This is a genomic window from Bacillus sp. 5mfcol3.1 (assembly GCF_900114335.1).
Taxonomy (GTDB): domain Bacteria; phylum Bacillota; class Bacilli; order Bacillales; family Bacillaceae_G; genus Bacillus_A; species Bacillus_A thuringiensis_S.
Window position 1 is genome coordinate 208,740 of the sequence record NZ_FOST01000005.1, and the last position, 12,338, is coordinate 221,077.

Sequence of the window (12,338 nt, forward strand, 5' to 3'; positions counted from 1 at the left end):
TAAGATCCTTTCTCTTGTCATAATGAATGTACAACATGATACTATACATTCATTACAATATGTTAGCAAGTGATATTTTAGTGACGTTAAAAGAAATTAGTATTCATTTTATCGCGCTAATTGTGAACAGTAAGATTCCCGCCTCTAAATTCAGTAGCTGGATGCCGGTAAACGCTCAATTGCTGTAGGCTAATTAAAGTTTCACTTTATAATTTTTCCTAATTTCTTTTAAACATCAGTTTTTAGTAAAAAGACCTGCTGAATTTCAGCAGGTCTCAAATTGTTACTATAGATTACTATGAGAAGTGTACTTCGTCAATTTTTTCTTAATAATGAAAATTACTCATGTTACTCTGTTGAGATAGATGGATCTGCCTGTTCTTTTTTCGGGATAATTTCAAAAAACTGGTTCTGTATATCATCTAATAACGGGGTTAACAAAGCAACTTCCTCATATTGCTCATGCTCGTTTAGTACACGAATATAGTCTAACAATAATTCAGTTACATCTTTCAAACCGTTTTTACTAATTGGTTGTAATGTAACATTTGCCCCTTTTGCGATTCTTCTTTTTAAGGCTTGTTCTGTTAAGCCTAAGTTTGAATCATGACGTAAATAAACAACACCGCCAGTCATGCCGGCGCAAATCCATGGACCAGGGTCACCTAAAACAAGCGCTCGCCCATTTGTCATATATTCAAAAGCAAACCCTTTAATATTGGAGTATGCCCCTATATTCCCGTGCTCTTTTTCACGGAGTGGTTTTGTTATTCTACCGCCAATTATCATGTCTGCCCCAGAAAGGCGAATGCCAGCGCGAGCATCAGCGTTCCCTTGCACGTATAGTGCCCCTTTTTGTGCACCATATCCAAATCCTTTTCCGACAGAACCGTTATAATATACTCCATCTTCTCCTTTTGATTTCGTTATATAAATACCACCACCAAAGGAAGTTTTACCAATGCCATCTTGTGCGCCGCCATTTACGTGTATAAATAAATTTTCACTATTGTAAGCACCTAACCCATTTCCGGGAATAGAACCATTCGTATACTTTAATGTAAGTGGTTCAAGTTGAGTAGCTTCATATAGTTTACTGCGAACGCGATAACATGATTCTAGACCACCCATAACGCGTTGCTCTACACCAACGCCTACTAATTCTTTTGAGTCAGCGGAATGAACGGTTTTAAATTGTTTTTCCGGCACGTCTTCTGTTGTTGTAACAGATGGATGTTCTATTATTTGTAGTAAATTACGTAAGTTTAATAAATTTTCGCCTCGAACTTGCTCTAATAAATCAGAACGCCCAACAATTGTTTGTAAATTTGTATACCCAAGCTGTCCTGTTAATCGTTGTAGTTCTACACCGAAAGAGGTGAATAAATTTAACAGGCCGGCAACTGCGCTTTCTAATTCGCGCGGGACGAAGCGGCGTAATCCGTGTTCTTTTGCTTGTGCTTCAGACTCGATTTGTGTCGCAATTCCAACATGGCAAGTATCTAGATGGCACCCACGGCAAGTAGTACAGCCGATTGCAATCATTGATAGTGTGCCAAATCCAATACGGTTTGCTCCGAGGAGCATGATTTTCAAGGCATCATTTACACTTCGAATACCACCATCTGCCCAAATCTCTACTTTATGTCTCATGCTTGCTTCTAATAAAGCGTTGTGAGCGGCTTTAACACCAATTTCTACAGGGAGACCTACATGCTGCAATGCGTGAATACGTGCAGCACCTGTTCCGCCATCGAATCCGCTAATGTTAATAAAATCAGCGCCAGCTTTGGCGATACCGACAGCAATTGTTCCGATATTAGGAACGACAGGGACTTTCACGGCTACTTTGGCAAGTTGATTAGCTGTTTTAATTTCTGTAATCATTTGAGCTAAATCTTCAATTGAATAAATATCATGGTTATTAGAAGGTGAAATTAAATCTGAGCCGATTGTCGCATTACGTGCTTCAGCTATTTTGGCTGTCACTTTTGAACCAGGTAAATGTCCACCCTCTCCAGGCTTTGCGCCTTGACCGATCTTGATTTCAATTAAGTTTGATGAGTTTAGTAGTTCGGCATTTACTCCAAATCGTCCAGATGCCACTTGTTGTCCACGTGTATGTGGGTATTTCCCAATCATATCTTTAATTTCGCCGCCTTCACCGTTCAAGCTAATCATATTTAGCTGATCGGCCGCTTCTGCATATGCGCGAAAGGCGATTTCGTTTTGAGAACCAAATGACATAGAACTAATAATAAATGGTAAATTATGATTTTGAATGCCGATAGATACTTCTTCAGTTGGAACGACATGTTTTGTTTGTTTCGTTTGAACAAGGTGTCTGATTGCGATTGGATTATTCTCTTCTAGTTCACTTAACTTGTCACGGTAATCATCATAAGAATTTCCTTTTGCAACATCGCCAATTGCTTTCCAAATTCGCGGGAATATATGAAATGATTTTCGCATTCTAATTTTAGGATTGTTATAATCCTCTGCTCGTATTTTTGCATCTTCAGTAAGTGATTCAAGTGAAAAAGCTAAATCATTTGAACCGAAGAAATTTGTAATTTGTAATATATTTGCAATTTCTTCATGTAACCCAATAGATGAATAGAGACGTCCGTAACCACGTAACTCATGAATTCCAATTGTTGAAATGACTTTTTCTAATCCTTTATTAAGTGCATTATACAGATTCGTAATTGGTGTTTTTGTTCCATCATTTACAGTGGCGAATAATAAATATGGATTAATACCATCTGCTCCTAATCCATATAGTGTGACAATGTCATGTAAGGAGCGAAGAGCACCAGAACGTATAACGAGAGAACAATTGCGGCGTAATTTATTTTCACTTAATGCTTGATGTACTTTAGCAGTAACTAAATGTGGATCAATCCACAAGCGTTCATTTAGATGGGCTTTTGCGTCATCTAATACTAGTAGAGAAGCACCATTGTTAACAGCAGCTATCGCTTCAGAACTAATGCGGCTTAATGCACATTGCAGGGTTTCTGACGAGCTGAATGTAGCAGAGATTGTGGCGATAGAGTTATGAGTCATAAATAACTCTATGAGTTGTTCATACGTAATTGTGTGTAATTCCTCTGCAATAGGTTGTGCCACGCTGCCTTCTAAAATAATTGGTGAAAGCATTTCAACTACAAATGGCCGTTTTGCGCCGCTTAATAAACTTGGACGCTCTCCAAGTACAGTACGTGTAGAGAAGTGTTCAATTTCACGGTCACGGTCAATTGCAGGGTTTGTAACAACAGCTACACTTTCTTTAATAAAGTCAGCGATATTTCGTCTATCAGTATCGAGTGCGGCAAGTGGTGAGTCATGCCCAAGTGAGCGTATTGGCTCAACGCCTTTTGTTGCCATCTGTTCAAGGAGCTGAATATGTTCTCGGTCCCATCCGAAAGCGACGTATTGTTTCGTTTCAACTTGAACAGAATCACATAGCCCTTGGATTTTTTTCGTTTCAGGGATAGATAAATTTAAATGGTAATTGGTAGTATCAATTCGCTTTTTAAAACGGTTATATACTTGGATTTGATATTTGTCATATTCATAAAGAACAAGTTCATCTTGTTCATTCCATTTTAATCCAACCTTTTCTCCAGGGGCGAGTGGTTTTGGTTCTGCTACATATTTAGTTGGTGATACAACTCCAGGTTCAGAAGAGAAAATATAAGAGCTCTCTGTCTCTACTTTCCATACTGGGCGTAATCCAAGGGAATCAACACTGAAAACAGCTTCATCTTTAAAACGGGAAATGATGCCAGCTGGTCCTTGTGCAAAATGTCCCCATGCTTCACGTATATACGTATATAAATCTTGTAAAGGTGTTTCATAAAGTTTAATTTCATTAATAATTGGAGGGAACAATATTTCCATTGCTTCAAATAAACTGTAGTCGTATTGAACAAGTAGAGTTTCTAAGGTGCGGTTTAAATCTTGAGAGTCACTGCCTCCAGCAGTAAGTGGTACATCAATCATTTCAGCTTGATCGCGTAATTTTGCGATTGTGTTAATTTCACCATTATGTCCGAGAATGCTAAATGGTTGTACACGAAAAAAATTAGATAATGTATTAGTAGAGTAGCGGTTATGTCCTAATGTCATAGTTGAAGCGATAAGTGGATGTTGTAAATCATTATAGTAGGCAACAAGTGTATCACCAGCACCTAGAACTTTATATACAACATGATCACGACTTAATGAAGCAACATGAATTGCTTCGTTTTCCTCTATTTTTATTGTGACAGAAAATAATGTTTGCTCAATATTTGTAATTTCGTTTTCTGCGATAAGGGCAACTTGCCAAAATAAAGGTTCTTCTTGTTTACCAAGTGGACCGAGTGCATCGGAGTTTGTTACATCATCACTTTCGAAAATGATTGTAAATTTTTTGTTGTTTAATTGCGTACGAATATAATCTTTTAAGATAGTAATGTTTTCTTTTTTATTTAGAAAAAAATGTCCAACGATAAAGTGGGGATGATCCACAATCGTTGGATTATATCCGCTACTTTTTAGTTTTTCATTCCAAAGCGCTTTTGGTACATCAATGTGAATGCCGATGCCATCACCCTCACCATTAATGAAACCAGCTCTATGATTCATTTTGACGAGTGATTGAATACAAAGGTCAATGTTTTCTTTTGTAGCAATTTTTCGTTTCTCCATAACGGAAACGATTCCACACGCATCGTGTTCTGCATTTCTATAATCTCGAAATAAAGACGGTGTCCATGTATTTTTTGTATTGAGCATCCGTCAATCCCCCCTCTTGTAAAAGTTAGAATAATCTTACTATTTAAGGTGCAAATCACCTTGTACACAGAGATAGTAATGCTGTAAAAGAATATAAAACAGATAATTATGAATAATTATACTATTAATACGGGATTTATGAAATAGAAAAAAGGAAAAAAGAAAGGTGAGCTTTCTTTTTTCCTTTTAATGACGGGATTATTTATTGTCTGCTAGGGCAGCAAATGCTCTGCCGACAGCTTCGATTGTATATTCAATATCTTCTTTTGTATGTTCTGTCGTTAAGAACCATGCCTCGTATTTAGAAGGTGCTAAGTTAACACCTTCTTGAAGCATAAGCTTGAAGAATTTACCGAACATTTCACCGTCTGTATCTTGTGCGGCATCGTAATCTTCAATTGTATTTGTTGTGAAGTATACAGTTAAAGCTCCTTTTAGACGGTTTAATGTAATGTCGATATTATGTTTCGTTGCTTGCTCTAAAATTCCTTTTTCAAGCATTGCACCAAGTTCATCTAATTTCTCATAAAGTCCTTCTTGTTGAAGCACTTCTAGACAAGCGATACCTGATGCCATAGAAGCAGGGTTTCCTGCCATTGTACCAGCTTGGTATGCAGGTCCAAGCGGAGCAACTTGTTCCATAATTTCTTTCTTACCACCGTAAGCACCGATCGGTAAACCGCCGCCAATAACTTTACCAAGCGCTGTTAAGTCAGGTGTCACACCAAGTAAGTCTTGAGCACCACCGTACATAAAGCGGAAAGCAGTAATAACTTCATCGTAAATTACTAGTGCGCCAGCTTCGTGAACAAGTTCATTTACTTTTTCAAGGAATCCTGGTTTAGGCTCTACAATACCGAAGTTTCCAACAATCGGTTCTACAAGGATAGCTGCTACTTCATGACCCCATTTATCTAACGCCTCTTTTAAAGTTTCTACATTATTAAATGGAACGGTAATAACTTCTTGTGCGATACTTTGTGGTACGCCAGCTGAGTCAGGAGTTCCTAAAGTAGAAGGACCAGATCCAGCTGCCACAAGTACTAAATCAGAATGGCCGTGGTAACAACCAGCAAATTTCATGATTTTTGTGCGACCTGTATAAGCACGAGCAACACGAATCGTTGTCATCACTGCTTCTGTACCAGAGTTTACAAAACGGACTTTATCTAATGCAGGCATTGCTTCTTTTAACATTTTTGCGAATTTTACCTCTAGCGCTGTTGGTGTTCCGTAAAGTACCCCATTTTCAGCAGCTGTTGTAATTGCTTTTGTTATATACGGATGAGCATGTCCAGTAATAATAGGACCGTATGCTGCTAAATAATCGATATATTTATTTCCGTCTACATCCCAGAAATAAGCGCCTTTCCCGCGTTCCATAGCAACAGGAGCGCCGCCGCCAACTGCTTTAAAAGAACGAGAAGGACTGTTAACACCGCCAACGATATGCTCTAAAGCTTCTTTATGTAATTCTTCTGACTTTGTGAATTTCACTACAATTCATCTCCTTACAAAAATCTATGTATTATTCTAACATGTTTTTCGAAAAGACGTATTGTTTGTGATAGCGAAGGCAGTTGGGTAAACTATTCGTTGTGACATTTAGGAGGGGGGTCCGATTATGAAATCGGTAATTGAGGTACAAGGGTTACGTAAAGAGTTTACAGCCTATTCAAGTCGTCCGGGCTTAAAGGGTGCATTTCGCGATTTATTAAATCGTAATTATAAAATAGTACCAGCAGTAAATGATGTATCTTTTACTGTAAAGCAAGGTGAAATGGTTGGTTATATCGGTGAGAACGGTGCTGGTAAATCAACAACAATTAAAATGCTTACGGGGATTTTGACTCCGACATCAGGGCAAATCACAGTAAATGGAATGAATCCACATAAACAAAGAGAAGAATTTGTAAGAACAATTGGTGTTGTCTTTGGACAGCGCTCGCAACTTTGGTGGGATATTGCAGTCCAAGAATCGTTTCGTTTATTAAAGAAAGTGTATGGTGTATCAGACGCTCAGTATAAGGAGCATATGGAGCACGTAATTGAAACGTTAGATATAGGGCCTTTATTAGATAAACCAGTTCGAAAATTATCTCTCGGTCAAAGAATGCGTTGTGAATTAGCAGCAGCCTTAATTCATAATCCACCGTTATTATTTTTAGATGAGCCAACAATTGGGTTAGATGTACTTGTGAAATTGAAAATACGTGAATTTTTAAAAGAAATGAATGAACGTTATAAAACAACAATTTTATTAACTACTCATGATATTACGGATATTGAAGCTTTATGTGAGCGTGTTATCATGCTGGATGAAGGAAATATTATGTATGACGGTTCTTTAAATAATCTTCGTACGCAGTGGGGAGCAGAGAAGGAAATACACTTTCAGTTTGTTGCACCAGTTTCCTATCAAGCTTTATCAATGGTTATGCCAGATAATCATGTCGTTTGGTCGAAAGCAAAAGAGGAAAATGCATGGGTTGCAAAAATTCCGAATGAAGAAGTTATTATTTCAATGCTGATTTCTAAAGTAGTACAAGCCTTTCAAATTAAAGATTTAAAAATTAACGAAGTGTCTACAGAGGAAATTATTCGTAACATTTATGAAGAAGGTATTACGCATGGGTAAGTATATTGAAATGATTCGAATTCGCTTTTTAATGATGCTTGCGTATCGTACAAATTACTATAGTGGGATTTTAATTTATACGATTAATATCGGTGCTTACTATTTTTTATGGCAAGCAATTTATAGCGGAAAAGAGAATATTGAAAGTTTATCTATTTCGCAAATGACCACGTATATCGCAATCGCGTGGATGGCACGTGCCTTCTATTTTAATAATATAGATAGGGAAATTGCGATGGAGATTCAAGAAGGACGTGTGGCTGTAGAATTAATTCGTCCGTATAACTATTTGGGAATGAAAGTTATGCAAGGTCTTGGCGAGGGGATATTCCGTTTTGCCTTCTTTTCCATTCCAGGCATGGTTATCGTTACGTTATTATTTTCGTTGCAAATTACAACGAATTTTCAAACTTGGTTATATTTCTTCTTATCCTTAATATTTAGTTTTATTATTAATACACAAATTAATTTAATGACGGGAATGCTTACGTTTTTCCTATTTAATAATAGTGGGATTATGTATGCAAAACGCGTTGTTATTGATTTATTTTCAGGTCTATTATTACCAATTAGTTTTTATCCGTTATGGGCCCAAAAAGCAATGATGTTTTTACCGTTTCAGGCTATTAGTTATATTCCAAGTATGATTTTTTCTCAAGGTATACAGGGGAGTAAGTTGTATGAGGCTTTAGTATTTCAAGTGATTTGGGCGATTGTACTTATTATTCCAATTGTACTCATGTGGAGAACGGCGAGAAAACGTCTAATTGTACAAGGGGGATGATGAGATGCTATATATAAACTTATTTTTACAATATGCAAGTCAATATATAAAAACGAAATTGGAGTATCGAGGCGATTTTATCGTTGGTTTACTTTCTGATTTATCGCTTCAAGCAGTTAATTTAATATTTATTCTCGTTGTATTTGGGCATACACAAGCATTGAAGGGATGGAGTCGAGAAGAGGTAATCTTTATTTATGGTTTCTTTTTAGTACCATTTGCCATCTTTTCAGCTTTCTTTAATATATGGGATTTTAATGATCGATACATTATTAAAGGGGAGATGGATCGTGTATTAACGCGACCGATCCATAGCCTATTTCAAATTATATTAGAAAGAATGGAACTTGAATCTTTAATTGGAGCTATTACAGGGATTTTTGTAATGGGATATGCAGCTGTGGAGTTACAATTATCTTTTTACTGGTATGATTTCTTCTTATTTATATTGATGGTAGGAGGAGGAGCACTTGTATATGGAGGGATATTTGTTACGCTTGCGAGCCTTGGTTTTTGGTCGGATGCGAAAAGTTCAATTATGCCCCTTATGTATAACATAGGTAATTATGGGCGCTATCCTGTTAATATTTATAATCGTGTAATTCGTTTCATTTTAACGTTTGTTTTACCGTTCGCGTTTGTTGGAGTATATCCAGCAGCATACTTTTTAAGAAAAACAGAATGGAATAGTTATGCATTCGCGACGCCACTTGTTGGTGTTATCTGTTTTACGATTGCAATCAACCTCTGGAACCAAGGAGTAAAAAGATACCGTGGCGCGGGTAATTAATTATAGAAGCTTGTTCGTTTCTAAGGGATAAATCAGTCCTCCACCTCATACATATAAAATGAGGTGGAGGACATGTTATGGGGATTTATTCTATTAATTGCAGCAATCGCTATTTTGAAAAGTGTCCAATTATTATGGAGTTCTTATTCAGATTCAACGCGTTTTTTTTCGCTGTATAATTTGGCCACATTATTTTTGATCTATACAACAGTACTGATCGCGTTTGGATTAAGTTACGTTGTATTAGAGGAAATGGGTTTCGCAGTTTTGAAAGAGGATGGAGAAAGTTTGAACGTTCATTCTTTTCAACTCGTTGAAGTTTGTTTATATTTTAGCGCAGTTACTTTATTGTCTGTTGGATATGGTGACATATCTCCGATTGGAATTGGGCGATGGATTGCAATTGCAGAAGCGCTAATTGGATATACACTCCCTTTTGCTTTTGTGATGAGGTCTGTAATAGACAATGAAAAATAAGGAAGCATTTGTTATAGTAAAGGAAAAGAGTAGGAGTGATAACAATGATTACAGTAGGAGAAATGGCACCAGAATTCACATTAGAGGGAAGTAACGGAGAAGAAGTTAGCCTAGCTGATTTTCGCGGTAAAAATGTAGTTCTCTATTTTTACCCGAAAGATATGACGCCAGGATGTACAACTGAAGCATGTGATTTTCGTGATGCGTATGGAGTATTTCAAGAGAAGGATACGGTTATTCTTGGAGTAAGTCCTGATTCAGTGAATAGACATTTGAAATTCATTGAGAAACATGAATTACCATTTACACTTTTAGTAGATGAAGATCATAAAGTAGCAGAGTTATACGATGTTTGGAAGTTAAAAAAGAACTTTGGGAAAGAGTATATGGGAATCGAGCGTTCTACATTCCTTATTAATAAAGACGGTGAACTTGTAAAAGAGTGGCGTAAAGTGAAAGTGAAAGGACATATTGAGGATGTTCTTTCTTATATAAAATAAATCTACGTTGGAGATAAAATATGCAGAAACAAGGCAAGTGTCTATACATATTTTACTGCCTTACATAAAGTGGAAGTGTAGGGCATACCTCCTCAGATGATAGTATTCCAAGTGCGATTATGTCGCACTTTTTTCTATGTAATATATGAAGAAAAAGGGAAAGATACATAAAAACAAGTCCTGAATATAAAAATAAACCACATACTTATAGTAGAAATATTGACGATTTATAAGAAAAGGAGTACACTCTTTATAAGAATTATAAAATAATAATCCGTATAGAATCGGGGTGCATGACGGTGGTCAAAGAAGAATTAAAAGAAGCGCTAGAAATGCTGAAAAATACGGGTGTACGCATTACTCCACAGCGTCATGCTATTTTAGAGTACCTTGTGGAATCAATGACGCACCCAACAGCGGATGATATTTATAAAGCATTAGAAGGTAAGTTTCCAAATATGAGTGTTGCAACTGTCTATAATAACTTACGTGTGTTTAAAGAGGTTGGACTTGTAAAGGAATTAACTTATGGAGACGCTTCAAGTAGATTTGATTATGTTACAAGTCAACATTATCATGTGATTTGCGAAAAATGTGGTAAGATTGTTGATTTTCCTTATGGAGGCTTGGAAAAGCTGGAAGAGGAAGCTGCGAAAACGACAGGCTTCGTTATCAATAGTCATCGCTTAGAAATTTATGGCGTTTGTCCAGAGTGTCATAAGGCGTAATATATAATAAAGAAAGAGGCTGACGGCTATACGTCAGCCTCTTTCTTTATTATATAAGGATTAGCGTGAGGTTAATCGGGATTTACAGTGCTAAGTTAGTAAGAAGGGTTAGATAAAAGTTTGTCGAATTTACTTTGTATTGGTGGAAATGAATTCTTGGAGGGGACATTTTGAAGAAATATGAGATTAAAAGTGACATTCCAACATTGGAAGAATATAAATATTTATGTGATTCTGTGGGATGGACTAATTATATGAACTTTGAGGTGGTGGAAATATCACTTCAAAATTCGATTTACTGTATAACAGTCAAGGATAATAATCAAATCATCGGCATGGGCAGAATTGTTGGTGATGGGGCTATCTATTTCTATATTCAAGATATAGTGGTTCATCCAGAGTATCAAAAGAATGGTATTGGAAAGAAAATAATGAATACTTTAGTAGAATACTTAAATCAGAATGCTCCAGATAAAGCATTCATTGGTTTGTTTGCGTCGCAAGGGAAAACGTCATTCTACGAAAAATATGATTTTAAAGATTATTCGCCTAACATGACAGGGATGTTTACTGTTATTTCGAAAAAATAGGTGTAATAAATTTAATAAAACAATTAAAAAGTTGATTTCTTAAGAAATCAACTTTTTAATGAGTTGAAACGTTTGTAGTGTTGCAAACTCGTATTTCCCTTGATACTTATGATTTATAACTCTTCTTATTATACTTTTCATCAAATTCTTTTCCTTCTAGATCTCGATCTAGTGTTAAAGGTTGATTGCAGTGCATACATGCATCGACACGGCCGAGCATTTTTGTTGGCTTATCACAGCTTGGACAAATAATTTGGATAGTCTTAGTAGATAACATACCAATCCAAAAATAAACGACAGTGCTAGCGATAACAGCTAAAAAGCCAACCATCATAAAAGTTGTCATGATAATAATGTTTTCGCGGAAAAAGACACCTAAGTATGCAATGAAGAGGCCGATAAATACTAAACTTAATGCAAAGGTCCGGATTTTATTGATTTTGTTTGAATACTTAATGCTCATTCTCACCACACTCCTATAATAATAATATAACATAAAATTTAGAATTTTCACTCTCGTGTAAATTGATAAAGAGATAAGATATGAAATGGATAGGAGAGGAGCCATGAAGAATGAATAGGTGCTATAATGAATTTTAAGTTTTTAACGGGATGTGAAATTTTTTTGTGAAAAGTATTGACCCTGTATATACTGCATGATATATTAATAACCGTCGCTGATGCGGAAACGCAGAAAACGACAAAAAAGAAATTGAAAAACTTAGTTGACATTGAAAAATGAAGATGTTAACATAAGGAAGTCGCAAATGAGCGACCAATTAGTTCTTTGAAAACTGAACGAAACAAACAACGTGAAACGTCAATTTTTATTTTTAGATGCTAGACAAACTAACTTTATTGGAGAGTTTGATCCTGGCTCAGGATGAACGCTGGCGGCGTGCCTAATACATGCAAGTCGAGCGAATGGATTGAGAGCTTGCTCTCAAGAAGTTAGCGGCGGACGGGTGAGTAACACGTGGGTAACCTGCCCATAAGACTGGGATAACTCCGGGAAACCGGGGCTAATACCGGATAACATTTTGAAC

At 36.5% G+C, this 12,338-nt stretch carries 10 protein-coding genes and 1 rRNA gene; 8 read left to right on the plus strand and 3 right to left on the minus strand.

The genetic code is table 11. The features are described from left to right. Positions 1–348: 348 nt before the first annotated feature. Both BM089_RS23725 and hemL read right to left on the minus strand, forming a co-directional pair. A complete protein-coding gene (locus tag BM089_RS23725; RefSeq protein WP_090978264.1) occupies positions 349–4,785 on the minus strand; it encodes a glutamate synthase-related protein in 4,437 nt (1,478 codons plus the stop codon). Positions 4,786–4,983: 198 nt separating this feature from the next. Next, the gene (gene hemL / locus BM089_RS23730) at positions 4,984–6,282 is read right to left on the minus strand and encodes a glutamate-1-semialdehyde-2,1-aminomutase (protein WP_139213324.1); all 1,299 of its coding nucleotides are present in this window, start codon (positions 6,280–6,282) and stop codon (positions 4,984–4,986) included. 127 nt (positions 6,283–6,409) lie between these two features. On the opposite strand from hemL, the gene BM089_RS23735 reads away from it, so the two are divergent. The 7 genes from BM089_RS23735 (at position 6,410) to BM089_RS23765 (ending at position 11,292) form a co-directional block, all read left to right on the plus strand. Then, on the plus strand, positions 6,410–7,423 hold the full coding sequence (locus tag BM089_RS23735) for an ABC transporter ATP-binding protein (protein WP_000843655.1): 1,014 nt from the start codon (positions 6,410–6,412) through the stop codon (positions 7,421–7,423). Next, entirely contained in the window at positions 7,416–8,207 is a 792-nt protein-coding gene (locus BM089_RS23740) for an ABC transporter permease (protein WP_090978268.1), read from the plus strand. The genes BM089_RS23735 and BM089_RS23740 overlap by 8 nt, the downstream gene beginning before the upstream one ends. A gap of 4 nt (positions 8,208–8,211) precedes the next feature. Beyond that, positions 8,212–8,997 (plus strand): ABC transporter permease, encoded by a 786-nt coding sequence (locus BM089_RS23745; protein WP_090978270.1) that lies wholly within the window; start codon positions 8,212–8,214, stop codon positions 8,995–8,997. Between the two features lie 72 nt (positions 8,998–9,069). After that, complete coding sequence (locus BM089_RS23750) at positions 9,070–9,474, plus strand: potassium channel family protein (protein ID WP_000964345.1); 405 nt, start codon at positions 9,070–9,072, stop codon at positions 9,472–9,474. Between the two features lie 44 nt (positions 9,475–9,518). Further along, on the plus strand, positions 9,519–9,974 hold the full coding sequence (gene bcp, locus BM089_RS23755) for a thioredoxin-dependent thiol peroxidase (protein WP_090978272.1): 456 nt from the start codon (positions 9,519–9,521) through the stop codon (positions 9,972–9,974). A gap of 299 nt (positions 9,975–10,273) precedes the next feature. Further along, complete coding sequence (gene perR, locus BM089_RS23760; RefSeq protein WP_000237829.1) at positions 10,274–10,702, plus strand: peroxide-responsive transcriptional repressor PerR; 429 nt, start codon at positions 10,274–10,276, stop codon at positions 10,700–10,702. A gap of 170 nt (positions 10,703–10,872) precedes the next feature. Continuing rightward, on the plus strand, positions 10,873–11,292 hold the full coding sequence (locus BM089_RS23765) for a GNAT family N-acetyltransferase (RefSeq protein WP_000759744.1): 420 nt from the start codon (positions 10,873–10,875) through the stop codon (positions 11,290–11,292). Positions 11,293–11,398: 106 nt separating this feature from the next. Here BM089_RS23765 and BM089_RS23770 read toward each other — a convergent pair whose 3' ends face one another. After that, positions 11,399–11,755 carry a YgzB family protein gene (locus BM089_RS23770; RefSeq protein ID WP_000025058.1) on the minus strand — a complete coding sequence of 119 codons (357 nt, stop codon included), beginning with the start codon at positions 11,753–11,755 and terminating at the stop codon, positions 11,399–11,401. Between the two features lie 392 nt (positions 11,756–12,147). Here BM089_RS23770 and BM089_RS23780 point away from each other — a divergent pair. Continuing rightward, positions 12,148–12,338: ribosomal RNA gene (locus BM089_RS23780) — 16S ribosomal RNA — on the plus strand; the annotation flags it as partial.

Coding starts and splice junctions, on each gene's coding strand:
- BM089_RS23725 (WP_090978264.1), bottom strand. CDS start 4,785: ATGCTCAATACAAAAAATACATGGACACCGTCTTTATTTCGAGATTAT.
- BM089_RS23735 (WP_000843655.1), top strand. CDS start 6,410: ATGAAATCGGTAATTGAGGTACAAGGGTTACGTAAAGAGTTTACAGCC.
- BM089_RS23740 (WP_090978268.1), top strand. CDS start 7,416: ATGGGTAAGTATATTGAAATGATTCGAATTCGCTTTTTAATGATGCTT.
- BM089_RS23745 (WP_090978270.1), top strand. CDS start 8,212: ATGCTATATATAAACTTATTTTTACAATATGCAAGTCAATATATAAAA.
- BM089_RS23750 (WP_000964345.1), top strand. CDS start 9,070: ATGTTATGGGGATTTATTCTATTAATTGCAGCAATCGCTATTTTGAAA.
- bcp (WP_090978272.1), top strand. CDS start 9,519: ATGATTACAGTAGGAGAAATGGCACCAGAATTCACATTAGAGGGAAGT.
- BM089_RS23770 (WP_000025058.1), bottom strand. CDS start 11,755: ATGAGCATTAAGTATTCAAACAAAATCAATAAAATCCGGACCTTTGCA.